Source organism: Halodesulfurarchaeum formicicum (assembly GCF_001886955.1).
Classification (GTDB): Archaea; Halobacteriota; Halobacteria; order Halobacteriales; family Halobacteriaceae; genus Halodesulfurarchaeum; species Halodesulfurarchaeum formicicum.
The window spans coordinates 1,833,090-1,857,063 of sequence record NZ_CP016804.1; the positions used below are offsets into that span (position 1 = coordinate 1,833,090).

A 23,974-nucleotide genomic window follows, 5' to 3' on the forward strand; every position below is an offset into this window, starting at 1 on the left:
AGAATACTCCACGTCTTCGACGTATAAAGGATGGGGCCGATCGGCCCCTGAACAGGCCACAGCACCGCTGAATTGTCGGTATGTACTATTGTCGAGTCACTGTTCGCCGCCGAGCACTGCAAAAAGTCGGTCGCTGAACTCCGCCGACGAGACCCCATCCGAGGGGCCGAGCCCGTTCATGTGCTCGATGGAGAGTTGGCCCCCGCCCATCCGGGAGTGGCCACCGGCCCCCGCCATCGGAATGTCCGCCACGGCCTCCTGGAGGGCCCGCCCCATGTGGACGCGGTCGTCCCGCGAGCGGCCCGAGAGGTGCAACGTGCCGTTCTTCTGCCCCATGACGACGACGGCGGTCACGCCCTCCAGGTTGAGCAGTTCGTCTGCGGCCTGCGGGATGGCGTCCACGTTCGAGAGTTCGCCGACGTCGCTCACCGCGAACGGCCCCTGGACCTCGCGGCTCTCGATCGCCCGGGCCTTCACGTCGAGGACCTCCGCGTCGACCTCGGGGTGGGCGACCCGGTCGAGGGTGTCCTCGTCGATCGCGGGATAGAGAAACGCGCTCGCGTCGAATTCGGCCTCCGAACAGCCCCGCGTGAGGTGGTCGGTGTCCGAGAGCACGCCGTAGAGCAGGCCCGTCGCCACCTCGGTCGGAAGTGGCCGCTCGGCGTCCTCGGTCGCCGGTTCGAACCCCGCCGCCTGGAGGTATTCGACGAGAATCGTCGCGGCGGCCCCATACTCCGGGCGGACGTCCGTGAATCGGCGTCCGGTACCGTCTCCGGGGTGGTGATCGATCACGGCGATTGGGTCGATGTCGCTTGCGCCGTCGAACCCCCGGGCCGTGTTGTGATCGACGAGAACCACGTCCTCGGGCAGGTCGGCGGCCGTCTCGATCGGATCGACCTGCACGTCGAGGACGGTGCGAAAGGCTCGGTTCTCCTGGTGGCGGATCTCCCCGGGATACCGGAGGTCGGTTTCGACTCCCAGGTCCGCAGCGAGGAGTTCGACCCCCATCGCGGTGGCCATCGCGTCCGGATCGGGGTTCGGGTGCATGAGCACGGCAACCCGATCGCGACCCGACAGCACCCGTTTCAATTTGAGCCCGGCCGCTCGGCGGGAGCGAACCAAGCGATACACGCCACCACCGAAAACGACGAGCGCGAGGACCGCGAGGCCGGCCGCCGCCGGTGGGTTCGCCTCGACGAACCGCAACACCGAGTCGGTGAGAGCACGAACCGCGCCCGGTAGCAGCGCTCCAGGCATCTGTGTACAGTCTCACGCTACCCCATAATGAAGGTTGACGCATTCCGTTGGTGGCCGGACGCTCGCCCATTCCGGCCCTTTATTTATCTCCGTCGTGGAGATTCAAGCAACTGATCACATGAGCGATGACTCCACCGGGGGCGAGGAACACGCCGACCGCCGGAAATACGAGTTCCGAAAGGTCATCGAGGACCTGGAGGACCACACCGGCAGCGGCACGCAACTCGTGAGTATCTACGTCCCGCCGGATATGCAGATCTCCGACGTGGTCGCCCACGTCACCCAGGAGTACAGCGAGGCCTCGAACATCAAGTCAAAGCAGACCCGAACGAACGTCCAGGACGCCCTCTCCTCGATCAAGGCGCGGCTGAAGTACTACGACACGCCACCCGAACGCGGCATGGTCCTGTTCTCCGGCGCCGTCGACGAGGGCGGGGGCCAGACGGACATGGTCACCGAAGTGCTGGAGAATCCGCCGGACCCGATCGAGTCCTTCCGCTATCACTGTGACTCGGCGTTTCTCACAGAACCCCTGGAGCACATGCTCGCGGACAAGGGCCTCTACGGGCTCATCGTCCTCGACCGCCGCGAGGCAAACGTCGGCTGGCTCAAGGGCAAGCGCGTCGAGCCGGTCAAGTCCGCCTCCTCGCTGGTCCCGGGCAAGCAGCGCAAAGGGGGGCAGTCCGCCCAGCGGTTCGCCCGCCTGCGCCTGGAGGCCATCGACAACTTCTACCAGGAGATCGCCGAGATGGCCGACGAGCTCTTTGTCCCCAAACGCCACGAGCTGGACGGCATCCTGGTGGGCGGCCCCTCGCCGACCAAAGACGAGTTCCTCGACGGCGACTATCTCCACCACGAACTCCAGGAGAAGGTCCTCGGCAAGTTCGACGTGGCCTACACCGACGAGTCCGGGCTCTACGACCTGGTCGACAAGGGCCAGGAGGCCCTGGCCGACGCCGAACTCACCCAGGACAAAAACGACATGGAGGAGTTCTTCAAGGAACTCCACGGCGGCGAACTCGCGACCTACGGCTTCGGCCCGACTCGCGAGAACCTCGTGATGGGGTCGGTCGAAACGTTGCTCCTCTCGGAGGACCTGCGCAAGGAGGTCGTCACCTATACGTGCCCGAACGGGCACTCCGACCGCGAACTGATCGACCCGCGCCACGAAACGCCCGAGCACACCTGTACGGAGTGTGGCGAACCGCCGGAGTCGACCGAACGCGAGGACGCCATCGAACATCTCATGGGAATCGCCGAACAGCGCGGCACCGAGACCCACTTCATCTCGACGGACTTCGAGAAGGGCGAGCAGTTGCTCACCGCCTTCGGCGGGATCGCCGGTATTCTGCGCTACCAGACCGGCGTCTGATCGGGATCGCTTTCAGTCCGGACGGGAGACGCCCCGAAATTCGAACCGGGCCCCACCAGCCTCGCTCTCGGTTACCGCAAGCTCCCAGCCGTGGGCGTCCGCGATCTGGGTGACGATCGAGAGCCCCAGGCCGTTTCCACTCGCCGATTCCGTGTGGCCGGTCTCGAACACCGCGTTTTGCTCCGCTTCGGGAATGCCAGCCCCGTCGTCCGCGACGTAAAAGCCGTCCTCGAGATCCCCGACGGTCACGGTGACCGCCTCGCCGCCGTGTTCGACGGCGTTCCGGAAGAGGTTCTCGAGCAGTTGCCGAAACCGGCTCCGATCGGCCAGGATGGTTCCAGTCGCCTCGACGGTGAGCGCTGCGGGGTCCGTGTCCACCTGCGTCCAGCAGGTCGCAGCGAACTCGGAGAGGGCGACGGGTTCCGCCTCGCTCGCCCCCTCACCGGCCCGGGCGAGTGCCAGCATGTCCTCGATGAGTTCCAGACTGCGGTCGACGCCGTCTTTCGCGGCGGTGAGGTGGTCGGTCGAGCCGGTCTCCCGGGCGAGTTCGATCCGGCCCTGGGCCACGTTCAGCGGGTTGCGAAGGTCATGCGAGACCACGCTGGCGAACTCCTCCAGACGGGCGTTCTGTCGGCGAAGCCGGTCTGCCTGGGCTTTGCGCTCGGTCACGTCCCGCACGATCGAGAGGACGGCCGGCTCGCCACGGAACGTGATCCGGCTGGCACTGACCTCGACCGGAAACGTCTCCCCAGTGGCAGTCCGGTGTTCGGTCTCGAAGACGTACTCCCCCTGGGTCGTGACCGTCTCGATTCGCTCCTCGACGTGTTCGGCTTCCGCCGGCACGTCCAGATCTGCCGGCGTCATCTCGGCGAGGTCGGCCTCGGTGTAGCCATAGCGTTCACAGGCCGCCTGGTTGACAAAGAGGAACGGTCCGTCCGTGGCGTGAACGAACACCGCGTCGTTCATCCGCTCGAGCACCGTTTCGAGTTCCCGCTGGCGCTCGCGCCGGTCGGTGATCTCCCGGTAGACCCAGAGATGGCCCCGACCCTCCGGGAGTTCGAGCGGGCGGTAGCTCCGTTCGAGCGTTCGGCCGTCGGCCAGCGTGAGTTCCTCGTGATCGACCGGCGTTCGGTTCCCGACCAGTTCGGTGATCCGGTCGGCAAACGTCTCGGGGGTGTCGAACTGTCCCTTGACTTCCTCGATCAGCGCCTCGCAATCCGCTCCCTCGACCTCGGTCGGTGAGCCCGGCATATCGAGCAGCGAGAAGAGTCGCTGGTTTGTCACCAGAACCGACCGGGACTCGTCCTCGACGAGGATCCCCTGGGGGAGGGTCTCGACCAGCTTCGAGAGGACCGCGTTCGTCCGTTTGAGATCTTCCTCCCGGGCTTTGGTGTCAGTGATGTCCTGGAGGGTTCCACGAACGCGGGTGACTGTTCCATCTTCGAGCTGCGGTTCGCCCCGCGCCCGGACCCACTTGTGTTCGCCCTGTTCGTCAACGACCCGGAGTTCGAGGTCGTACGGTTCGCCCTGGTCGATGGCCCGCTCGTAGGCCTCCCTGATCGTCTCCCGGTCCTCAGGGTGGAAGTACTCGATCCCCTCCCCGGGATCGGGTTCGTAATCGAGGGGCAGGCCGTAGATGCGGCTGACCTGCTCGGTCCACCAGCCCGTCTCGGCCAAAACATCGGTCTCCCAGGCCCCCAGATCGGCGATCGACTGGGCCTGGTCGAACAGGTCCGTGAGCCGCTCTAGCTGGTCGATCTGGGTGGCGTTGCGTTCCTGCATCGACACCCGATGGTACGCATGGGCGATCGACTCCCCCAGGTCGGAGAGCAGCGTGACCTCCCGGGTGTCGAAGGCGTTCGGCCGGTCGGCATACACGTTCAGCACCCCGTACTGGGTGTCCTCGTAGGTCAACGGGATCGCCGCGCTCGACCGAAAACCCTGTTCGAGGGCCGTCTCGCGCCAGGGCTCGTAGTCGGGATCCTCGCTGATGTCCTGGACGACGGTCAGTTCATCTTCACGCAGGGCGCGAGCCGTCGGTCCCTGGGCGAGGTCGCCGCCCTCGGCCGCGATATCGATCGACGAGAGATACGCAGACTCAGTCCCGGCCGTCGAGCGCGGCTCGATGGTGTCGGTCGTCTCATCGAGGTCGCCGATCCAGGCAAACCGGTACGGATCCGCCGCGCTGAGGATCGAACAGACCTGTTCGTCGATCTCGGCCCGTGTTTCGGCCCGGACGAGTGCCTCGTTTACCTTCCGAACGACGACGTTGATCCGTCGGGCCGCGGCCGCCTGGCGTTCGGCCCGGACCTGCTCGACCGCGTTTCGGATGCGATTGGCCAAAAGCGAGAACCGGTTCTCGCCGGGCCGTTTTTTCAGGTAGTCGGTGACACCGGCTCGGATCGCTTCGCTAGCGATGACTTCCGAGCCCTCGCCCGTAAAGAGGAGGAATGGGAGATCCGGCTCGGACTCCCGGACGGCCGCCAGGAGTTCGAGCCCGTCCATCCCGGGTAGTTTGTAGTCACTGACGACACAATCGAACTGCCCGTCCCCGAGCCTATCGAGGGCCGCAGCCCCGTTGGCAGCGGTTTCGATCCTGAACCGGTCGTCCGTGGCTTCGAGTGCCTCCCGAAGCAGTGAGCCGAAATTCGGGTCGTCGTCGACGTGAAGCACGACGATCTCCGGACTCGGCTCGGCCATGGTAGAAGTTCAGCGGCCAGTTATATAACTCGACTGGGAGCGGCCCACGGGACCGCTTTCGACGGCTCCGGGTATCTCACCTACAGCAGTTGATCGAGCTGATGGCCTCGTCGATCGATGTCGAAGTGGGGCTGGATCCGGCCGCTCGCGTCGAGCCGATCGAGCAACAGGAACACGTCCACACCCGCCTCTTCGGCCAGCGCGGCGAGCCCTTCGATCTCGCCGCGGTAGAGCGCGAGTGAGTCGAGCAGTCCCAACAGTGACGCCGCGATCGCCCCGGCCTCGCCGGCAGGGAAATCGGTGAGGACGGCGTCGAAATCGGGCGGGTCGGTCGGCGGCTCCGCCAGTGGAGTAACCGTCAAACAGTCGGCACAGATCTCGGCCCCGGCGCGCTCGTCGGGACAGTGTGTGCGGGCACGATCCGGGATAGGGTAGGCGACTGTCGGGCCGCCACAGTTCGGACAGGACATAACAAAGGGAAACCGCCGCGCGGGAAAACCCCGTTGTTCAGGACTCGGCTTCGGCCGCCGCCTGCTCTGCTTCCTTCTCGGCGGCCTCCTTGTTCGCCTTGATCTTTTTCATCCGGAAGATCTCTTCTCGCTCCTGCTCCTCGAGTTTCGACTCGATGTAATCTTTGGACTCATAAAGGTCGGGGAGCAGGGTGAACTCAAGGGCGTTGACCCGGCGCTTGGTGGTCTCGATCTCCGTGAGCATCTTCTTCATCGCGGTCTCGACCTCCGCGGCCAGGACGACCTGCTCCAGGAGGTCCTCGAAGGCCTCGGCGGTTTCATCAATTCGACCGCTCGTGCCCAGCAGGCCGTAACCCCGTTCGTTCAGGTCCTTGCGAACCTTCGTGGACTCGATCTGCGGGACGACCACGCCCATGATGTTCTTCGATTCCATCGTGATCTCGGGATGTTCCCGGATCGCCGCCGCGGCCCCGCGGACCGCGACGTCGCCCTCCATCGCCCGGGCCATGTCGATTTTCCCCTGGGCGTCCTGGTACTGGGTTTCCATGTCCGCCCGCACGTCCTGGGCCTGGTCGAGGATGTCCATGAACTCCATGATGAGGCCGTCACGCTTCTGTTCGAGCGTGTCGTGGCCCCGCTCGGAGAGGTCGATGCGGTCCTCGATCCGCATCAAGTTCTTCCGGGTGGGAGTGACGTCTGTGGCCATACGTGTTCTCCTTGCGCGAAGGGTTAACCGTTTTCGGACCGGTCCGTCCCAGCGGCCTCGATGTCACCGGCATCGAGTGCGGCCTCGACGTTCGCGGCGGCGGTGACCATGTGTTCGAGCTTCGTGGTCGCCGGCTCACGTTCGAGGGGCTTTAGCCCGCAGTCCGGGGAGACGGTCAGTTGCTCGGGCGGGATGTACTGCAGCCCTTCCTCGATCCGGGCCTCGATCTCCGCGACGGATTCGGCCTCGCGGGACTGTGTGTCGATCACGCCGAAACCGATGTCCATCTCGAAGTCCCGGCCCTCGAAGACCTCGGCGGGGTCGTCGGCGTCGGGACTGGCAAACTCCAGGTCGAGTTCGTCGACGGGGAACGCGGCCATCTCGTCGGCCAGGTTCGAATAGTTGCCCGAGCAGACGTGGGTCCCAAAGCGGACGTCATCGGGGACTTCCGCGGCGACCCGCGAGAGACACTCCTGGGCCAGTTCGCCGTGCGGGGACATCCCCAGCCCGGGTTCGTCGAGCTGGATCCAGTCCGCGCCGGCCTCGGCCAGCCGGCGGACTTCCACCGCGATCAGGTCCGCAAAATCAAGCGCCAGGTCCTCGATCGAGTCATAGACCTCCGGGCTCGCGAACGTCGCCAGGGTGAACGGGCCGGTCATCGTGACCTTCACCGGCCGGGTGGCGACGCGGTCAGCGAACTCGAAGTCCGCGACGAGCCAGGGTTCGGCCGTCGAGACTTCCGCGGTGACCCGGGGCATGCTCGCGTTCCAGTCTGCATCGTCCCCCTCGCCGTCCGGGGCGTCATAGCCCGTGATCACGTTCGTGAAGTAATCGACCATCCCCTCCCGTCGCATCTCGCCGTCCGTGATCACGTCCAGGCCCGCGTGCTGCTGGTCGAGGATCGCAGCCCGGGTCGCGTCGTCCTCGGCCTCCTCGCGGTCGGCCGGCTCCAGGTCCCCGGCCTCAGCGCCCGCCCGGACGTAGTCTAGCCAGTCCGGCTGAGGGTAACTCCCGACGACGGTCTTCAGGAGGAAGTGATCGTGATCGTGATGTGGCGGTCGGAACTGCTCGCGTGTCATCTGCCCATGGCTACGCGAGGACCGGCACAAAAAGGTTCGCGTGGACTAGGCCTCGACTTCGCCGACGTCCTCGCGGTAGTACTCCTCGATGAACTCCTCGTCGATCCGGTTGAGTTCGGCCTTCGGGAACATCGACACCAGCTCCCAGCCGATATCCAGGGTCTCTTCGATGGAGCGGTCGGTGTCGAATCCCTGGTCGACGAACTCGTCCTCGAAGCGGTCCGCGAAGTCGAGATAGGTGTTGTCCCGATCCGAGAGCGCTTCGCGACCGACGATGTTCACCAGGTCACGAAGGTCCTCGCCCTCCGCATAAGCCGCATACAGCTGATCGGAGAGGTCACCGTGGTCCTTGCGGGTGAGTCCTTCGCCGATCCCCTCGTCCATCAGCCGGGAGAGACTCGGGAGCACGTCGACCGGTGGCTCGATACCCTGGGAGTTGAGCGAGCGATCGACGTAGATCTGTCCCTCGGTGATGTACCCCGTGAGGTCCGGGATCGGGTGGGTGTCGTCGTCACCGGGCATCGTGAGAATCGGGATCTGGGTGATCGACCCCTCCCGGCCCTCGATGCGGCCGGCCCGCTCGTAGAGCTGGGCCAGGTCGGTGTACATGTACCCGGGGTAGCCACGTCGACCCGGAACCTCCTCGCGGGCCGCGCCGATCTCCCGCAGGGCCTCACAGTAGTTGGTCATGTCCGTGAGGATGACCAGAATGTGATAGCCCTTCTCGAAGGCCAGGTACTCCGCGGTGGTCAGGGCCAGGCGTGGCGTGATCGTCCGCTCGACTGCCGGGTCGTCCGCGAGGTTCAAGAAGAGCGTCGAGCGCTCAAGGGCGCCCGTGCGCTCGAAGTCGTTGATGAACTCGTTTGCCTCCTCGCGCGTGATTCCCATCGCGCCGAAGACGACGGCGAACTCCGATTCGCCCTCGCTCTCCTCCTCTTCTGGCACCGTCGCCTGGCGAGCGATCTGCAGGGCGAGATCGTTGTGCGGGAGCCCGGAACCGGAGAAAAGCGGCAGCTTCTGGCCACGAACGAGCGTGTTCATGCCGTCCAGCGCGGAGATTCCCGTCTGGATGAACTCGCGTGGATACTCCCGGGCGTAGGGGTTCATCGCCGCGCCGACGATGTCCTGGCGCTTGTCCGGAACGATCTCCGGCCCGCCGTCGATCGGCCGCCCCGAACCGTCCAGCACACGACCGAGAAGCCCCTCGGTTACGGGCATCTTGAGTGTCTCACCCAGGAAGCGAACCGACGCGTCCCGGCCGATCCCCTCGGTGCCCTCCATGACCTGGATGGCGACGACCTCGCCGGATGTCTCCAGTACCTGTCCCCGCTTTACCTCCCCGTCCGGCGTCTCGATCTCGACGATCTCGTCGTAGCCGATCGGCTCGTCGGTCTCGACGAACACCAGCGGGCCGCTCACGTCCGTGATAGTACGATATTCCTTCATCAGTACAGCTCCTCGAGTTGCGTGGTGATTTCCTCCTCGACCTCCTCGATGAACGGCTCCCAGTCCTCGGACGTGTTCATCCGGTTGAGTCGAGGCAGCGACTCGATGTCGGTGATCTCTTCGACGGGCACGCCGGCCTCCAGGGCGTCGAAGGCGGCCTCGTCGAAGGTGTTGATCGCCTGTAGCATTCGGTAGGTCTTCTCCGGCGTACAGGAGGTGTCCACGTCGTGGAACGCGTTCTGCTGGAGCCAGGCCTCCCGGATGTACCGGGCGATCTCCAGGGTGAGTTGCTGGTCCTCCGGCAGAGCGTCCTTGCCCACGAGCTGCACGATCTCCTGGAGTTCGGTCTCCTCGTCGAGCGTGTCGATCGCCCACTGTCGAAGCTCCGGGAAGTCCCGGGCCACGTTCTCCTCGTACCAGGGGTCGAGCTGGTCGCGATACAGCGAATAGGACTCGTTCCAGTTGATCGCCGGGAAGTGCCGGCGCTCGGCGAGATCGGCGTCGAGCGCCCAGAAGACGTTCACGATGCGGAGGGTGTTCTGGGTGACCGGCTCGGAGAAGTCACCGCCGGGCGGCGAGACCGCCCCGATGACCGAGACCGAGCCCTCGGTCCCGTTGATGTTCTCGAAGTAGCCGGCCCGTTCGTAGAACTGGGCCAGCCGCGAACCGAGGTAGGCGGGATAGCCCTCTTCGCCCGGCATCTCCTCCAGCCGGGAGGAGATCTCGCGCATGGCCTCGGCCCACCGGGAGGTGGAGTCGGCCATCAGGGCGACGTTGTAGCCCATGTCCCGGAAGTACTCGGCCATCGTGATCCCCGTGTAGACCGAGGATTCGCGGGCCGCGACCGGCATGTTGGAAGTGTTCGCGATCAGCGTGGTGCGAGCCATCAGCGGGTTGCCCGAGATCGGGTCCTCCAGCTCCGGGAAGTCCTCGATGACCTCGGTCATCTCGTTCCCGCGCTCGCCACAGCCGACGTAGACGACGATGTCGGCGTCGGCCCACTTCGCAAGTTGGTGCTGTGTCACCGTTTTTCCCGAACCGAAGGGGCCCGGAATCGCCGCCGTCCCGCCCTTCGCGAGCGGGAAGAGCCCGTCGAGGATGCGCTGCCGGGAGATCAGCGGCGTCGTCGGCGTCTGCTTTTCCGCACTCGGCCGGGCGGTCCGAACCGGCCACTCCTGGTGCATCGTGACCTCCTCGCCGTTGTCCAGGGTCACGACCGGCTCGTCGACGGTGTAGGTGCCCGCCTCGACGGCAGTTACCTCGCCGCCCTCGTAGTCCGGCGGCACCATGATCTTGTGCTCGATGGAGACGGTCTCCTCGACGATCCCGACCACGTCACCGGGCTCGACCTCGTCGCCTTCCTCGACGGTGGGCTCGAATTCCCAGGTCTCATCCAGGTCGATCCCCGGGGCGTCGACCCCGCGGTCGAGGAACGCACCCATCTCCGCTTCGAGGATCTCCAGGGGGCGCTGGACACCGTCGTAGATCGAGTCGAGCAGTCCCGGCCCCAGATCGACCGTGAGCGGTTCCCCCGTCGACTCCACCGGTTCGCCCGGTCGAACCCCGGAGGTCTCCTCGTAAACCTGGATCGTCGTCACGTCGCCTTCGATCTCGATGACCTCGCCCATCAGCCCTTCCTCGCCGACGTATACGACGTCGTTCATCTGGGCGTCGAGGCCCGTGGCGGTCACGACTGGACCGCTCACGCTGTTGATTTGACCGTGTGCTGTCGTTGTGTCACTCATTGGGAATCCTCCTCGTCCATCAGGTCGATACCGATCGCGCGTTTGATCTGTTCGCGCAGGCCCGTCGCGCCCGCTGCCCCGCCTCCGAGCGTGACGAAGGTCGGTTCGATACTCTCGGAGACGATCTGCCGGGTGTTCGCGGAGAGGTGATCGAGGTCCTCGGCGTGCATGATGATAATGCCGACGTCCTCCCGATCGTAAACCGCTTCGACGGCGTCGTCGAGGCGATCGTCTTTCTCCCCGTCCCTGACGTTCTCGAAGATTCGGACCCCGGCCAGCCGGAAGCCGGTCGTGAACTCGGGGGCCCCAATGACGGCGATCTCCTGGCTCATAGCATCACCAGTTCGTTCTCGATCGTCGACCGGTCAAGTCCGGTCTCCTTGCCGTGGGCGATAGCCCGAATGTTGTCCACTTCACGCTCCTTGGCGAGGATGTAGGCCAGGACCGGACAGACCGAAAGCGGGTAGACATGCGAGAGACGATCCGCAAAGGAGAGCAGCGCCTCGTCGAGTGCCCGTTCGAACTGGGTGAGGTTGGCCTCGGCATCGAGGGAGTCGATCGCCGGCCCGAGATGCTTGCCGTATCGGCTCTCCCGGAGGTGGGTGATCAACTGGTCCTGGTCGGTCGCCAACTGTGCGATCTCCTCGCTGTCGAAAAGTTGGCCACCCTCGATGAAGTACTCGCGAGGGTCGATCTCCGCGCCGGAGCGGACGATTCGGAGGACGTTTCGCACGTTCCGGAAGTCGATCTCGGTCCTGAGGAACTCGGCGTAGAGCGCCATCGGCCCCTCATCCGGGATCTGGTCCTCCAGCAGGCCCTCGTAGTACGCCCGGTCGATCGCGTTTTCCAGGGGTGTGAGCAGCCCAGTCTCCTCGTAATCGGGGTAGGCCTCGACGACCGCGTCACCGAAGGTCGTCTCCTCGATGATCTCGACGATGGCCTCGATGTCGGGGGCCGCGATCAGGCGGTCCAGAAACTCCGGTTCGAGTTCGCCGGCGTCGATGAGGTTCTCCTCGATCTCCTCGTCCTCGGCGTCGGAAAACCGACCCCGGAGGACCGTCTTCAGGTTCCAGGCGTCGAACTTCCGCAGGTACCGGGCCACCAGTTCGTACAGTTCTCCCTCCGAGAACCGGAGCAAGTCGTCGAACGCCCGGGCGAGGTTCCGGTTCAGGGCGTACTCGATCAACTGGACGCCGCTGTACCGAGCCCCGAGATCGTTGATCTCGGCCTGGTAGGGGGACTCCTCCATGAAACGGGCGATGCCGCCCAGTCCCATCCCGAGTAGCTTCCGATAGTCCTCCTCGGCGAACAGGGAGGCACGTCGGTGCCGAACGCGGGCGACGACGTACTCGTAGTTGGCCGAGCGGTTCGTCATTGCTCCTCGAAGAGCACGTCACTCAACTCTTTCAGGTGCTCGTCCCAGACAGTCTCCAGGGTCGAGTCGAAGGTGTTGTCGACCCGGATCCGTCCGTCGCTGCCTTCGAGCACCACACCGCCGAGACAGTCAGTCTCGCCGGCGAGTTCGAACCCGTCGTAGTCCTCGAGGAGGTCCTCGACGAGCGATTCGTCCTCGGCCCGGCAGTAGACAGCAGCCTCGTCGAACTCCGTGACGGCGTCGGCCAGCAACGCCTCCGTGAGTTCGCGACGGTCCGCCTCGGGCAGGTCCTCGATCGCGTCCTCGACCCGCTCGCGAACCGTCCCCAGCACGTCCCGTCTGGCCTCGAGTCGCTGCTGTTTGGCCTCGAGTTTCGCGCTCGAGAGACGTTGCTCGCGAAGGCGAGCGATCTCGTTCTCGGCTTCGGCTTCGGCCGTCTCGTGGATCTCCGCCGCCTCGGTCTCGGCCTCGGCCCGGATGGCCTCGGCCTCCGCCTCGGCATCAGCGAGGATCTGTTCGGCCTGATCCTCGGCTTCCTCCCGGATGTCCGCGACGACCGTATCAAGACTCATTGGTTGGCCTTAGACCACGAAGATCGTGACGAGTGCCAGAATCACCAGCGTCTCGGGAATGACCGTCAGGATCAGGCCCTGCCCGAAGAGGTCCTCGTCCTCGGCGATGGCCCCCATCGCGGCGGCCCCGATACTGCGCTCGGCCATCCCGGCACCGATTGTTGCAAGCCCGACTGCCAGCGCGGCAGCAGCCGTCGGGGAGATCAGTTCCTGTGCGAGTAGACCGGCGACGTTTGTGAGTGCTTCTAGCATGGGTTACTCAGTCCGTAGTCGTATACCGGCGGGTGTATCCGAACGGGTTGTAGTTCGCCCCACCGCCTTCATAAAACTTCCCAAAGAACTCAACATACTCCAGGCGAACGGCCTGGAGACCGGCGCTCGTGATGCCCAGCGCGAGCACCAGGAGGTGCCCGACGAACAGCACGAGGAGGCCGCCCAGCCAGCCGATCGGGCCCATATTGACCAGGCCCTCGAAGAGGACTGACGCCCCCTCGGGCGCGTGGGCGTGCCCGCCGATCACCAGGAAGTGGAACAGACCCTCGGGGTCCTGGTAGGCCCCGAAGAAGAGCAGATTCACCACGAAGGCCATCCCGGCCTTCGCGAGCAGGACGGCCGCGATCCGGGTGTAGGAGAGCACGTTCACCAGCACGTTGAGACTCTCCAGCGCGCCGATACCGCCCTCACCCAGGAGCAAAAGCGTCAGGCCGATTCCGGCCAGCGCCAGCCCGACCAGCCCCACAGTCTCGGGGAACCCACCGAATCCGAGGCCGAAGGCCACCTGATCGGCGGTGAGCGTCGTGCCCGACGGGATCGTCGCGCCGGCTCGGTTGAAAACCGTATAGAGCAGGTCGGGCTTCGCGCCGGCGGCGTGAGTGCTGAAGATCCACAGCCACATGCCGCCCATCAGGACGACCCAGGAGCCCTTCTCCAGGAAGGCGTCCTTGAGCCCGTGGCCCAGCAGGTTGACGAACCCGAAGACATAGCCCGCTGTCAGGTGGAAGAGCCCGACGAAGAGACTCAGGAACAGCCAGGCCTGTGCGTAGGCCAGGAAGTTCGGCTGGAGTCCCTTATGGAGCGGCGGGTGGCCACCCCAGACCACGTCACCGAGCCCGTGGAGCCCGAATATCTCGCCGTAGAGCACGCCAAAGAGCATCGTGAAGACGCCGGCCCAGACGGCGATCCCGCCCAGGCTCCGGAGTCCGTCGCTGTCGACCCGCGAGACGATCAGGTACCCGATACCGGCATAGAGCGCACCGTAGCCCAGGTCGCCGATCATGAAGCCGAACATGATCGGGAAGGTGAGCAGGATCGGGATCGTCGGGTCGAGTTCCCAGTAGGTCGGTCGGTTGATCGCCTTGACGAGCAGTTCGAAGGGCTTGGCGAAGGCGGGATTATCGAGGACCACCGGCGGGGAGTCCCCGGATTCGAGTTCGACGTTGCCACCGTCCGCGGCCACGTCCTCGGCCGGGCTCTCCGCAGTGGGTTCTTCGCCGTCAGCTTCGTGGTCGTCGTGTGTGGGCACGTACTCGCCGTGCTCGGCGACCTCCATCTGGTCGATCGCGACCCGTCCCGAAGCCGCCTCACTGACCGCGGTCTCGAAGGTCTCGAACTCCTCGGCCGGGAGCCAGCCCTCGGCCACGAAGGCGTGCTCGGTCGTCGCGAACCGCAGCGGCGCTTCCCCCTTCTGAACGTCGATACTCAGGGCCTCCTCGACGGCCAGAAGGAACTCGGCGTGTTCCTCGCGAGCCGCGTCGAGGTCGGCTTCGACCGATTCGAGGTCGGCTTCGAGCTCCGCTTGCCGTGCTTCGAGCTGCTCCAGGTAGGCCTCGGGTTCGCCCTCGCCGTCCGGAATCTCGTACTCCGTGAACTCCACCCCGACCAGGGCGTCCTCCAGGGACGGCTCGCTGGGGTAGGCAAAGACCGCGAGCACGTCCGTCCCGGCAAAGACCTCGAAGGCCTCGATCTCCTCGGCGTCCGCGAGCGTGTCTTCGACGGCCTCGCGATCACCCGTGCCGACCATCACCGAGAGGTTCTCGTAGCCCCGGAGGAGATCGAAATCGATCCCCAGATCGACGAAGGGGTCGACCGAGTCCATCTCGTCCCGGACCCGGGTAAGCTCCGATCGGATCTCCGAGCGACGATCGTCCAGGTCCGTCACCGTCTCCCGGATCGACTCCAGACGGTCGGGAACGGTCTCCCGGTCGAGGATCCGCTTCTGGTCCACCGCTGCCCCCTCGATGTCGAGCATGGACTGCAGGGACCGAACGGTGACCAGTTGATCCGCCGCGGACTCGGCCCCCGAGAGCGGGGCCCCCGTCTCGAAGCCCTCGATCTGGCCTTCGTACTCCGAGAGGTGGACGAGTTCGAGGTCGTGGATGGCTTCGATGACCGGCTCGATGACCTGGGTCGAGCCCGCCACCGAGACTTTGCTCATTCGCTCAGGTCTGAGCATGCACCGCCTCCGTGAACCGTTCGAGTGCGAGGTCCACGGCGTCCTCGATGTGGGCCTCGGCGTCCGCTTTCAGTTGTTCGCGCTCCTCGGCGCCGGCTTCGAGGATCTCCTCGCGCTCGGATTCGACCGCCTCGCGAGCCGCCTCGAGTTCTTCCTCCCGGTGCGCCCGGGCCTCGGATTCCGCCTCGGAGACGATCTCCTCGGCGTCGCGCCTGGCTTGGGCGAGAATCTCCTCGGCCTCCTCCCGGGCGGCGGCGACGCGTTCCTCGGCGTCCGATTCAGCCGCCTTGATCGATTCGAGAACCTCTGGCCTCGGCATCTGATATCTAGGGAGTGGTACCAAGAGCGCGTATTTGGGAGTTGCGGAACCACGACAGCGCACCCGGCCAGGATCGGCTGTCCGGAAAGCAAGCGCTAAAGGGAGCCACCGCCCTATCGGGGCACAATGGGCGTCCTGGAGGACAAGACCCGAGCGCGGTACTTCTACAAGTACCTCTCGAAGGTGTACGACCGGGTCAACGCGTTCGTCTTTACCGAACCGATGCGCGCGGAGGCGCTGGAACTGCTCGATCTGGAACCGACAGACCGGGTCATCGACGTGGGCTGTGGCACCGGTTTCGGCACCGAGGGGCTCAAGCAGACGACTGATAACATCCTGGGCGTCGACCAGAGCCCCCACCAGATGGCAAAGGCCCGGGAACGCCTGGACGAGCGCGAGCTACTCGGGTTCACCATGGGCGACGCCGAGAACCTCCCCGTCCGGTCGAACACCTTCGATCACGCCTGGTCCTCCGGCTCGATCGAGTACTGGCCCAACCCCGTCCAGGGGCTGGCCGAGATGCGCCGGGTCGTCAAACCGGGCGGACGGGTCGTGGTCGTCGGCCCGTACTACCCCGACTCCTGGATCGGCCGGCGGATCGTGGACGCGATCATGCTCTTCTACGACGAGGCAGAAGCCGAGGAGATGTTCCAGGCCGCCGGGTTCGAAGAGACCCGCCACGAGGTCGTCGGCTCGAAGTACAAGTCAAACCTCGCCATCGTCTCCGTCGGCGTCGTCCCCGAGCACTGAACTGCTGGCACTACCGAGGGGGCGCCCGTCCCGAACGAGTTCGACCTGCACAGTGTCACCGACTGCGAGCGACGGCTCGTTCGACCCGGAGACGGTGAGCGAGGCCTGCTCGCCGATCGACCAGGTCGGGTCCGCAGCGGAGTTAAACGGCCCCGTCGGCCCCGGCTCGAAGCCCGCCGTCGAGAAGAAGGGGACCGGCGGTTGCTCCTGCAGTGGCGTTCCGTCCACAGTGATGTGAACCGAGGCATGGGACAGGTCGACCGGGTCACCGCCCTCGTGTGTGAGGGTGATCTCACCGTCAGCGGTCGCAGTAGCGGAGAGCCGGACGAAGTTCGTGGCGTCGCCGGCGTCCGGGCCGGCCACGACGCCACCGAGCGAGGCCGCACCGAGCGTACTGACCAGGACGGCGACGAGCACGACGGTGATCGCGGTCAGCAGGAGTGTCCCGAGGATCGGAGAGACGGCACGAGTCATGGGCCGGGTTGGCCCGGTCCCCCGACTTAAACCTAGGCTAGCGAGGATCCACGTCGAGTTCGAGTTCCTGATCGTCGGCCTCGGCGGTCACTGTGAAGTTCTCGGGTGGGGCGAGCGTCCAGACACTCGATTCGGGCCCGGTCTGGCCCGCGTAGGTGCCGTTTATCGATACCGATGCCGGCACCTGGCCCCCGGACTCGTTTGTCACTTGCACCCGCAGCGGCGATCCGGGATCGGCAGCCGAAACCCGGAGTGTCAGGTTCCCGGCAGTCGTCGACGGCCCGGGCGCGACGGGGAGGGTTGCGAGGGACTTCTGCTGGACCTCGCGGTAGACGTTCCCCGAGGAGGTGTCGAGCAGACTGTTCAGTCGCCCGTGGTCGTGTGAGAGCTGGAATCGGAAGACATCGGCACCGACGGTGTTGATGCTGACGTCGCCTTTGTTCGTCCAGGCCCAGGGGTAGAGTTCACCGATCCGGTCCTGGGCGGCCCCCAGGTCGATCGTGCCGACGGTCCCGTCCCGGGCATCGGTCCGGGTGGCCTCCCGGACGTACTGCCCGCCTCGGAGCCCGCCGAGGACGACCCCGTGGTCCGCGGCGGCGACGTAGATCCGGTCGGTCTCGGGCCCGCCGGCAACTGCACTCCCCACCGCGTCCGCGATCGGCCCGACGTATCGAGCAGTGTCGGTCTGGAGGGCGCGGACGCGGTCCTGCAGACTCTCGTTCTGGGCACGCGTCTCGAAGTGATCGAGGGAGGACTCGATGGCGTGGGCCTCGCGGTTCACCGAACCCAGCACCGCGAGATACTGTTCCATCTCGATTTCGCCCGCGCGAAAGCGGTCACGAGCACGTTGTTCCCGGGTTTCGAGGGCCACGATTCGGTCCGCCGAGACCGCGATCGCCTCGTCGAGGGCCCGTTCACCCGCCGACGGCGAGTTTTCGAACTCCTGGGCCACCGCGTACTGGGTAAGGGTCGCCGCCCCCGCGCCCGCCTCGCTCCCCACCGCGGCTGTCACGGATGTCGAGGCCGTGCCGAACCCGCGCCGATCGGCCGTATCGAGGTGCAGCATGCGTGTGGTGTTCGAAGCCGCACCCTCGACCGGGGCCAGTCGCTCGTTCGTGGTGGCCTGGGCGGCCACGCCGGGGACCGAAAGCACGCTCGTCACGAGCAAAAGCCCCGCGAGGATCGCGATGAGCGGGCGATTCATACGCCCCACTTTGGCATCGGCCGTCAAAAACAATGCGGAGCGCCAGACGACGAGTTGATCGACTTCGATCGGCGTCGTACCAATGGAAAGTTCTTTGCCCGTCCCCGGGCCAGCACCAGACGATGCGACGGGCCCTCCTGGTCGGTGTCCTCCTCGCCCTCCTGCTCGGTGTGGCCGCCCCAGCCGCGGCGACTCCCACCCACGAGGAGACGACCTTCGCCGTCGAGATCCAGGAGACGGGTGATGCCGTCTGGACGGTCTCGACGAGCTACACCCTCGAATCCGACGCCGACCGGGCGGCCTTCGACCAGCTCCGGTCCGAGTTCGAGGCGGGCACCGGGCCGGGCCCGAGCGTGGACACCTTCCGGAGCGCGGCCGACCAGGTGGCCGCACAGACAGACCGGGACATGGAGATCACGGCAGTCGATCGATCGAGTTCGGTGACCGAGTCCGAGAACGTCACCGGGACGCTCACCCTCACGTTCACCTGGACGAACTTCGCCGTGGTCACCGAAAAGCAGGTGTCAGTCGAGTCGGCCTTCGCCGGGGGCTGGTTCGGTGACCTCGCGGCCGACCAGACCCTCACTATCGAGCCGCCCTCCGGCTATCGGGTCCAGACGGCCACCCCCTCCACGGACATCGTGGACGGCGCACTGTGCTGGAACGGGCCCCAGCAGTTCGAGGCGGGCGAGCCGGGAGTCGTCTTCGAGACGGTCACGGTCCCCGGCATCGGCCTCGATCCGATGGTAGCCCTGGGCCTGCTGGCAGCCGTGGTCGGCGGCGGTCTGCTCCTCCTGGGGTGGCGAAACGACTATCTCGGCGGGCTGGGGATCGGGACCGCGGCGCCGGAAGAGTCCGACGAGACGACCCCGCCGACCGACGAACCGCCGGCTGCTGGGGCGGGCGAGCAGTCCGAGTCCGACACGGCGGCCGTCGATACTGACCTGTTGAGCGACGAGGAGCGGGTCGAGCGGCTGCTCAGGGAGAACGACGGCCGGATGAAACAGGCCCGGATCGTCGAGGAGACCCGCTGGTCGAACGCCAAGGTCTCCCAGTTGCTCTCAGCGATGGAAGCCGCGGGCCGGGTCGAGAAACTCCGGATCGGGCGGGAGAACCTGATCTCCCTGCCCGAGGAATCCGAAGAGTAGCGCAGTTTCAGAAGGATTTACGGCAGGGGCGGAGAAGTCCCAGGTGATGAAGATTCTGGTCACCTTCGCCGAGGTGGCAGCCGTCGCGGACAACTTCGAGATCGAGGACGGGGCGGTCGCCGACCGCTACCTGGAGTATGATCTCAACGAGTGGGACGAGTACGCCCTGGAGGCGGCCGTCTCCCTCCGCGAGGAGGGGATCGCCGAGGAGGTCGTCACCGTGACCATCGGGCCGGAGCGCTCGGCGGACACCATCCGGATGGCCCTCGCGAAAGGGGCCGACCGGGCGATCCGGATCTGGGGTGATGACCTGGAAGGCGACCCCCTGGAGGACGTCTCGACCCGCGCGGCTCTCATGGCCCCCGTCGTCGAGGCCGAAGCACCCACCCTCGTTCTCTCGGGCGTCCAGGCGGCTGACGACGGCTACGGGTCGACCGGCGTCTCGCTGGCCCGCACCCTCGGCTGGCAGTGGGGCGCGGTCGTCAACGACTTCACGCTCGATCGTGAGGCCGACTCCGTCCGGGTCAGACGGGAACTCGAGGGTGGCATCGAGGAGCTCACGACCCTCTCGCTGCCGGCGGTGCTAACCATCCAGACCGGGATCAACGACCCCCGGTACGCCAGCCTGAGAGGACTCCAGGAGGCCCAGAAACAGGAGATCGACGTACAGACCCCCGCTGAGCTGGGCGTCGGGGCCGACCGGCTCGAACCCCGGCTCGAGCGAGGTGAACTCACAGAGCCACCGAGTCGCGGGGACACCGAGTACGTGGAGGGGGACCCACCCGAACAGGCGACGGCGATCGCAGAGCAACTCATCGAATCGGGGGTGGTCCAGGAATGAGCGACGTGCTTGCGGTCGTCGAACACCGGCGTGGGGAGCTTCGGGATGTCAGTCTCGAACTCATCGAGGCTGGCGCGGACCTGGCCGCGGAACTGGACGGGGAGTTGCACGTGGCCGTGATCGGCGGGAACGTCGAGGCGATCGCGGATCGGCTCAACCGGGACGGCGTCGACGTGATCCACACGATCGCTGACGGGGCCGAGTTCAATCACGACGTCTACGTCCAGGCAGTCCGAGCGCTCTATGAAACACTCGAACCCGCCGTGGTGCTCGCACCCCACACCGTCAACGCGCTCGACTACGTGCCGGCAGTCGCCGTCGATCTGGACCTGCCACTGGTGACAGACGTGATCGACGTGGAAGTCACCGAGGCGGGGCTCCGGACCACCCGCGGTCTCTACGAGTCCAAGATCGAAGCCACCGTCACCGTCACGGAGCGCCCGTGTGTGGTGACCCTGCGGCCCGGCGAGTGGGCGCGGGCCGGGGGCGTCAGTTCGGTTCCCGTCGAGGCCTTCGAGTTCGAGATCGAGGAGTCGGCGGTCGACTCGCACGTCGAGGGCTTCGAGGAGGCGGGAGCCGGCGACGTGGACGTGACCGCCGCGGACTTCCTGATCGGCGTGGGTCGGGGCATCGGCGAGGAAGCGAACCTCTCGGTGATCGAGGACCTCGCCGAGGTGACGGATGCCACCATCGCCGCGTCCCGGCCGCTCGTGGACAACGGCTGGTTCGACACCAGCCGGCAGGTCGGCCAGTCCGGCAAGACCGTCTCTCCCGATGTGTACCTCGCCGTCGGGATCTCGGGGGCCGTCCAGCACGTGGCGGGGATCAAGGGCGCGAACACGATCATCGCCGTCAACACCGATCCCCACGCCCCGATCTTCGACATCGCGGACCAGGCCATCGTGGGCGATCTCTTCGAAGTGATCCCGGAACTCACCGACCAGCTCCGGTGAACGGCGTGGGGCTCCCGGCAGGTATTAAAGCCGGAGCCCCAACCCTACGGTAGATGGAGTACGTCGAGGCGCGCCGGGACGTCATCGAGGAGCGGCTTCGCGAGGTCGTCGCGGCGGTCGAACCGACTGAACTCGAAGACGAACTCGCACACGTCGTACTCGCGGGTGGGAAACGGGTGCGACCGACGCTGACGCTGCTCGCCTGCGAAGCCGCCGGCGGGTCGGTCTGGTCGAGCGATTCGGAATCCCTGGGTCCGAACGGCCAGACGGCCCTCGATTTCGCGGTGGGCGTGGAACTCGTGCACAACGCCTCGCTGGTGGTCGATGACATCATCGACCAGTCGGCCCTTCGCCGCGGGAGCGAGAGTGCCTGGGCGGCCTACGGACACGGCCCGGCCATCGTCGCGAGCGACGGCCTGCTCGGGGAGGCGTTCGCACTCTTTTCGGCGGACTCCCGGGCCCTGGAGTCGGTCTCCCGGGCTCTGGTGGAACTCGGCGAGGGCGAGGCCGTCGAACTGGTCGATCAACCGAGTTCGGAATCCGAGTACATGGAACTGGCCCGGCGAAAGACGGGCGCGCTCTTCCGGACGGCCGCGGAACTCGGCGCGATCGCCGCCGACGCCGACGCGGCCACGATCGACGCCCTCGGCGAGTACGCCGAGCGAGTGGGGATTGCCTTCCAGATCCGGGACGACGTGCTGGATTCGGTGGCCGACGCCGAGGACCTGGGGAAGCCGACTGGACAGGACGACACCATGGACCGCCCGTCGATCGTCAGAGTGACCGGCGAGGACCCGGAGACACTGACCGAACGGGCCCGCATGGAGTCGGAAGCCGCCCTCGCTGCGCTCGACCGGGTCGCAGTCGAGGACAGCGAGGCCCGCCAGTACCTCGAAGACCTCGCGACGTTCGTGGTCGACCGGGACCGCTAGGCCTCCGCCACGTTTCGGGCCCGGACCGATTCGACGACGGCCATCGCGAGCGTACTCAGCACGCTCAGGAGCGTGCCGACCGTGAGGACTGCCGCCAGGGTCGCCAGCGCGACCCGACCGAGGAAGAAGGCACTCATCGTATGGAGGATGGCCCCGATGGCGAGGATGTAGACCGGCGCGTTGAGATAGCGATAGCGAAAGCGCCCCGCGATGAACTCATCAGTTATCTGGCCGAAACTCGTCGTGAGCGCCGCGGCCGCGACCCACCGGATCGCCCCGTAGAACAGCGCCGCGAGCATCGTCCCCACGTCCACGGCTGCCTCGACCCGGACCGAATCGAGGGTGGCGATGCCCTCGACCCCGCCGATGACGAGCAGCGCTGCGGCCACGATGTACGTAATGAGTGTCACCCGGCCGGTGTAGAGGCTCTCGCGGGCGCGGGAGACCCAGTCGTCGATGGCGTCTTCGAGGCCGAGTCCGCGAACGAGGGCATACAGGCCCAGCGCGCCCGATCCAACCCCCAGGACCGAGCCGGGGAGCCCGACCATATCCGCCAGGACCGCGAGCGGATAGATCAGGAGTAGAACGCCGAGCGGGACGAGGATCGTCCCGCGAGTCTCCGGGTCATCGAGGACCTGTTTGATCGTGTAGTACATCGATTCGAGGTCCTGTGCCTGTCGGACGACGACCCGCCGGACGGAATCGATCTGCACCCGGGAGCGAATGACCGGGATCACACTCTCGTCCTGGGCCCCGTCGGTCACGACGATCACCCGGACCGCCTCGTCCGCCTGCAGTGTCGCGAGTACCTCGTCGAGTTCGCGGCCCACCGCCCGGTTCGCGGCCACTTCGCCGCGCTCCTCGCCCGTCACCGCGGCCACTTCGACTGGCTCGTCGCCCCCGGCCAGCTTGTCGTGGAGGTGGACCCCCTCGAAGAGGACGTTGACGTCGCTGTCCTCGGGGTCGGCCTCGGCCAGGGATACCGCGGCGTGCTCGATCGCGTTCCGACCCACGACCGGCGTCGGGATCCCGGTCTTCCGACCGAGGTCGTCGTCCAGGTCCACACACAGGACCAGCAGCATCGGACGGAATTACGGGTGGGGTGGGGTAAGAGTCTTCGGCCCGGCTCGTTCGACCGGGCCGCTTTTGAACCGCGACGGCCAAACCCAGCCGATGATATCCCGGGGTTGCGAGCAGTGTGCGCTCGGTGGGAAGCTAGTGCTTTTCGTCCACGGCTACTGTGATCACCGGGACTGCTTTTACTGCCCGCTCGGGGAGAATCGGAAGAACGTCGATCAGGTCTTCGCGAACGAGCGTCCCGTCGAGTCCGACGAGGACGTCCTGGAAGCCGCCCGGAAGATGGACGCGATGGGGAGTTCGATCACGGGCGGGGAACCCCTGGAGTCGATGGAGCGGACGACCCACTACATCTCGCTTCTGAAAGACGAGTTCGGGGCGGACCACCACATCCACCTCTATACGGGCATCACGGGCGACCGGGAGATAATGCGGGATCTCGCCGAGGCGGGCCTGGACGAGATCCGGTTCCACCCGCCGGTGGCCCTCTGGGGGAACATCCATGGCACCTTCTGGGAGGAGATCCTCTACATCGCCCGCGAGGAGGGGCTCACGCCGGCCTTCGAGATCCCGGGGATCGAGGCCGAGACCGAGTTCCTGGAGTTCATCGAGGAGGGCGCGGTCGACTTCGTGAACGTCAACGAGTTCGAGATGAGCCAGGGGAACTACCGCCGGATGCACGAACAGGGCTACGACCGGCGCACGGACCACATGAGCGCCGTCGAGGGCGCAAGCGAGGACGACATGGCCGAACTCGTCTCGCACCCGAAGGTGTACTTCTGTACGAGCACGTTCAAGGACGCCGCCCAGCATCGCAATCGCCTCCGGCGAACGGCTCCGAACGTCAGCCGCCCGTTCGAGGAGATCACCGACGACGGCACCCTCGTCTACGGCGTGACCGAGGCCGAGCCGGCCCGACTGGACGAACTTGGCGTTCCGGATGAGTACTACGAAGTCGTGGACGGGCAGGTGGAGATCGCCTGGTGGCTCTTGGAGGAGATGGTCGAGGAAGGCGATATCGAGGGCGGCACGATCATCGAGCAGTACCCGACCTGGGACGAGCAGGTCGTCGAAAAGACACCGCTTTGACCCCCTCCCACGA

Annotated in this window: 23 protein-coding genes; 7 read left to right on the top strand and 16 right to left on the bottom strand. The window is 66.1% G+C overall.

Features of this window, described 5'->3' with window-relative positions; translation table 11 throughout:
* Positions 1-96 precede the first annotated feature (96 nt).
* Entirely contained in the window at positions 97-1,257 is a 1,161-nt protein-coding gene (locus HSR6_RS09350) for a DHH family phosphoesterase (protein WP_071933452.1), read from the bottom strand.
* Positions 1,258-1,375: 118 nt separating this feature from the next.
* Between HSR6_RS09350 and prf1 the strand changes: the two genes are divergently transcribed.
* Positions 1,376-2,629, top strand: coding sequence for a peptide chain release factor aRF-1 (gene prf1, locus HSR6_RS09355; RefSeq protein ID WP_070365621.1), 1,254 nt, complete (start codon positions 1,376-1,378; stop codon positions 2,627-2,629).
* A gap of 12 nt (positions 2,630-2,641) precedes the next feature.
* Here the strand turns inward: prf1 and HSR6_RS09360 are convergent, their stop codons facing one another.
* From HSR6_RS09360 to ahaH, 12 genes are all read right to left on the bottom strand, one after another.
* Positions 2,642-5,329: a PAS domain S-box protein gene (locus tag HSR6_RS09360; protein WP_071933453.1), complete on the bottom strand. Its 2,688-nt coding sequence runs from the start codon at positions 5,327-5,329 to the stop codon at positions 2,642-2,644.
* 80 nt (positions 5,330-5,409) lie between these two features.
* Positions 5,410-5,799 carry a DUF6276 family protein gene (locus HSR6_RS09365; RefSeq protein WP_070365623.1) on the bottom strand — a complete coding sequence of 130 codons (390 nt, stop codon included), beginning with the start codon at positions 5,797-5,799 and terminating at the stop codon, positions 5,410-5,412.
* 37 nt (positions 5,800-5,836) lie between these two features.
* Positions 5,837-6,505 (bottom strand): V-type ATP synthase subunit D, encoded by a 669-nt coding sequence (locus HSR6_RS09370; protein ID WP_070365624.1) that lies wholly within the window; start codon positions 6,503-6,505, stop codon positions 5,837-5,839.
* A 23-nt stretch (positions 6,506-6,528) separates the two neighbouring features.
* Positions 6,529-7,584, bottom strand: a complete 1,056-nt coding sequence (locus HSR6_RS09375; RefSeq protein WP_071933454.1) for a uroporphyrinogen decarboxylase/cobalamine-independent methonine synthase family protein — start codon at positions 7,582-7,584, stop codon at positions 6,529-6,531.
* 45 nt (positions 7,585-7,629) lie between these two features.
* A complete protein-coding gene (locus HSR6_RS09380) occupies positions 7,630-9,030 on the bottom strand; it encodes a V-type ATP synthase subunit B (RefSeq protein WP_071933455.1) in 1,401 nt (466 codons plus the stop codon).
* Positions 9,030-10,775: an ATP synthase subunit A gene (locus HSR6_RS09385; protein WP_070365627.1), complete on the bottom strand. Its 1,746-nt coding sequence runs from the start codon at positions 10,773-10,775 to the stop codon at positions 9,030-9,032. Before HSR6_RS09385 ends, HSR6_RS09380 begins: the two co-directional genes overlap by 1 nt.
* Entirely contained in the window at positions 10,772-11,107 is a 336-nt protein-coding gene (locus tag HSR6_RS09390; RefSeq protein WP_070365628.1) for a V-type ATP synthase subunit F, read from the bottom strand. Before HSR6_RS09390 ends, HSR6_RS09385 begins: the two co-directional genes overlap by 4 nt.
* Entirely contained in the window at positions 11,104-12,150 is a 1,047-nt protein-coding gene (ahaC, locus tag HSR6_RS09395; RefSeq protein WP_070365629.1) for an ATP synthase A1 subunit C, read from the bottom strand. Before ahaC ends, HSR6_RS09390 begins: the two co-directional genes overlap by 4 nt.
* Positions 12,147-12,722: a V-type ATP synthase subunit E gene (locus HSR6_RS09400; protein ID WP_070365630.1), complete on the bottom strand. Its 576-nt coding sequence runs from the start codon at positions 12,720-12,722 to the stop codon at positions 12,147-12,149. The genes ahaC and HSR6_RS09400 overlap by 4 nt, the downstream gene beginning before the upstream one ends.
* 9 nt (positions 12,723-12,731) lie before the next feature.
* Positions 12,732-12,974 carry a F0F1 ATP synthase subunit C gene (locus tag HSR6_RS09405; RefSeq protein ID WP_070365631.1) on the bottom strand — a complete coding sequence of 81 codons (243 nt, stop codon included), beginning with the start codon at positions 12,972-12,974 and terminating at the stop codon, positions 12,732-12,734.
* A 7-nt stretch (positions 12,975-12,981) separates the two neighbouring features.
* Complete coding sequence (locus HSR6_RS09410; protein WP_071933456.1) at positions 12,982-15,174, bottom strand: V-type ATP synthase subunit I; 2,193 nt, start codon at positions 15,172-15,174, stop codon at positions 12,982-12,984.
* The gene (gene ahaH / locus HSR6_RS09415; protein WP_070365633.1) at positions 15,161-15,493 is read right to left on the bottom strand and encodes an ATP synthase archaeal subunit H; all 333 of its coding nucleotides are present in this window, start codon (positions 15,491-15,493) and stop codon (positions 15,161-15,163) included. Before ahaH ends, HSR6_RS09410 begins: the two co-directional genes overlap by 14 nt.
* Positions 15,494-15,619: 126 nt before the next feature.
* On the opposite strand from ahaH, the gene HSR6_RS09420 reads away from it, so the two are divergent.
* Positions 15,620-16,243 carry a methyltransferase domain-containing protein gene (locus HSR6_RS09420; RefSeq protein WP_070365634.1) on the top strand — a complete coding sequence of 208 codons (624 nt, stop codon included), beginning with the start codon at positions 15,620-15,622 and terminating at the stop codon, positions 16,241-16,243.
* Here the strand turns inward: HSR6_RS09420 and HSR6_RS09425 are convergent.
* On the bottom strand, positions 16,199-16,717 hold the full coding sequence (locus tag HSR6_RS09425) for a type IV pilin (protein ID WP_071933457.1): 519 nt from the start codon (positions 16,715-16,717) through the stop codon (positions 16,199-16,201). The genes HSR6_RS09420 and HSR6_RS09425 overlap by 45 nt on opposite strands.
* A 37-nt stretch (positions 16,718-16,754) precedes the next feature.
* On the bottom strand, positions 16,755-17,921 hold the full coding sequence (locus tag HSR6_RS09430; protein WP_070365636.1) for a DUF7094 domain-containing protein: 1,167 nt from the start codon (positions 17,919-17,921) through the stop codon (positions 16,755-16,757).
* A 122-nt stretch (positions 17,922-18,043) separates the two neighbouring features.
* Between HSR6_RS09430 and HSR6_RS09435 the strand changes: the two genes are divergently transcribed.
* Genes HSR6_RS09435 through HSR6_RS09450 form a run of 4 tightly spaced genes read left to right on the top strand, consistent with a single transcriptional unit; the run spans position 18,044 to position 21,795 of the window.
* The gene (locus HSR6_RS09435; RefSeq protein WP_071933458.1) at positions 18,044-19,069 is read left to right on the top strand and encodes a DUF7345 domain-containing protein; all 1,026 of its coding nucleotides are present in this window, start codon (positions 18,044-18,046) and stop codon (positions 19,067-19,069) included.
* A gap of 46 nt (positions 19,070-19,115) precedes the next feature.
* Positions 19,116-19,910, top strand: coding sequence for an electron transfer flavoprotein subunit beta/FixA family protein (locus HSR6_RS09440; protein WP_071933459.1), 795 nt, complete (start codon positions 19,116-19,118; stop codon positions 19,908-19,910).
* Positions 19,907-20,863: an electron transfer flavoprotein subunit alpha/FixB family protein gene (locus tag HSR6_RS09445; protein ID WP_070365639.1), complete on the top strand. Its 957-nt coding sequence runs from the start codon at positions 19,907-19,909 to the stop codon at positions 20,861-20,863. The genes HSR6_RS09440 and HSR6_RS09445 overlap by 4 nt, the downstream gene beginning before the upstream one ends.
* Positions 20,864-20,916: 53 nt before the next feature.
* Positions 20,917-21,795, top strand: a complete 879-nt coding sequence (locus HSR6_RS09450) for a polyprenyl synthetase family protein (RefSeq protein ID WP_070365640.1) — start codon at positions 20,917-20,919, stop codon at positions 21,793-21,795.
* Here HSR6_RS09450 and HSR6_RS09455 read toward each other — a convergent pair.
* On the bottom strand, positions 21,792-22,877 hold the full coding sequence (locus HSR6_RS09455) for a DUF373 family protein (protein ID WP_071933460.1): 1,086 nt from the start codon (positions 22,875-22,877) through the stop codon (positions 21,792-21,794). The genes HSR6_RS09450 and HSR6_RS09455 overlap by 4 nt on opposite strands.
* A gap of 91 nt (positions 22,878-22,968) precedes the next feature.
* Here HSR6_RS09455 and HSR6_RS09460 point away from each other — a divergent pair, with 91 nt between their 5' ends.
* Positions 22,969-23,961: a radical SAM protein gene (locus HSR6_RS09460; protein WP_070365642.1), complete on the top strand. Its 993-nt coding sequence runs from the start codon at positions 22,969-22,971 to the stop codon at positions 23,959-23,961.
* Positions 23,962-23,974: the final 13 nt, after the last annotated feature.

Excerpts from the sequence above, each read along its gene's own strand:
- HSR6_RS09350 (WP_071933452.1), bottom strand. The coding sequence starts at position 1,257 with ATGCCTGGAGCGCTGCTACCGGGCGCGGTTCGTGCTCTCACCGACTCG.
- prf1 (WP_070365621.1), top strand. The coding sequence starts at position 1,376 with ATGAGCGATGACTCCACCGGGGGCGAGGAACACGCCGACCGCCGGAAA.
- HSR6_RS09360 (WP_071933453.1), bottom strand. The coding sequence starts at position 5,329 with ATGGCCGAGCCGAGTCCGGAGATCGTCGTGCTTCACGTCGACGACGAC.
- HSR6_RS09365 (WP_070365623.1), bottom strand. The coding sequence starts at position 5,799 with ATGTCCTGTCCGAACTGTGGCGGCCCGACAGTCGCCTACCCTATCCCG.
- HSR6_RS09370 (WP_070365624.1), bottom strand. The coding sequence starts at position 6,505 with ATGGCCACAGACGTCACTCCCACCCGGAAGAACTTGATGCGGATCGAG.
- HSR6_RS09375 (WP_071933454.1), bottom strand. The coding sequence starts at position 7,584 with ATGACACGCGAGCAGTTCCGACCGCCACATCACGATCACGATCACTTC.
- HSR6_RS09380 (WP_071933455.1), bottom strand. The coding sequence starts at position 9,030 with ATGAAGGAATATCGTACTATCACGGACGTGAGCGGCCCGCTGGTGTTC.
- HSR6_RS09385 (WP_070365627.1), bottom strand. The coding sequence starts at position 10,775 with ATGAGTGACACAACGACAGCACACGGTCAAATCAACAGCGTGAGCGGT.
- HSR6_RS09390 (WP_070365628.1), bottom strand. The coding sequence starts at position 11,107 with ATGAGCCAGGAGATCGCCGTCATTGGGGCCCCCGAGTTCACGACCGGC.
- ahaC (WP_070365629.1), bottom strand. The coding sequence starts at position 12,150 with ATGACGAACCGCTCGGCCAACTACGAGTACGTCGTCGCCCGCGTTCGG.
- HSR6_RS09400 (WP_070365630.1), bottom strand. The coding sequence starts at position 12,722 with ATGAGTCTTGATACGGTCGTCGCGGACATCCGGGAGGAAGCCGAGGAT.
- HSR6_RS09405 (WP_070365631.1), bottom strand. The coding sequence starts at position 12,974 with ATGCTAGAAGCACTCACAAACGTCGCCGGTCTACTCGCACAGGAACTG.
- HSR6_RS09410 (WP_071933456.1), bottom strand. The coding sequence starts at position 15,174 with ATGCTCAGACCTGAGCGAATGAGCAAAGTCTCGGTGGCGGGCTCGACC.
- ahaH (WP_070365633.1), bottom strand. The coding sequence starts at position 15,493 with ATGCCGAGGCCAGAGGTTCTCGAATCGATCAAGGCGGCTGAATCGGAC.
- HSR6_RS09420 (WP_070365634.1), top strand. The coding sequence starts at position 15,620 with ATGGGCGTCCTGGAGGACAAGACCCGAGCGCGGTACTTCTACAAGTAC.
- HSR6_RS09425 (WP_071933457.1), bottom strand. The coding sequence starts at position 16,717 with ATGACTCGTGCCGTCTCTCCGATCCTCGGGACACTCCTGCTGACCGCG.
- HSR6_RS09430 (WP_070365636.1), bottom strand. The coding sequence starts at position 17,921 with ATGAATCGCCCGCTCATCGCGATCCTCGCGGGGCTTTTGCTCGTGACG.
- HSR6_RS09435 (WP_071933458.1), top strand. The coding sequence starts at position 18,044 with ATGCGACGGGCCCTCCTGGTCGGTGTCCTCCTCGCCCTCCTGCTCGGT.
- HSR6_RS09440 (WP_071933459.1), top strand. The coding sequence starts at position 19,116 with ATGAAGATTCTGGTCACCTTCGCCGAGGTGGCAGCCGTCGCGGACAAC.
- HSR6_RS09445 (WP_070365639.1), top strand. The coding sequence starts at position 19,907 with ATGAGCGACGTGCTTGCGGTCGTCGAACACCGGCGTGGGGAGCTTCGG.
- HSR6_RS09450 (WP_070365640.1), top strand. The coding sequence starts at position 20,917 with ATGGAGTACGTCGAGGCGCGCCGGGACGTCATCGAGGAGCGGCTTCGC.
- HSR6_RS09455 (WP_071933460.1), bottom strand. The coding sequence starts at position 22,877 with ATGCTGCTGGTCCTGTGTGTGGACCTGGACGACGACCTCGGTCGGAAG.
- HSR6_RS09460 (WP_070365642.1), top strand. The coding sequence starts at position 22,969 with ATGATATCCCGGGGTTGCGAGCAGTGTGCGCTCGGTGGGAAGCTAGTG.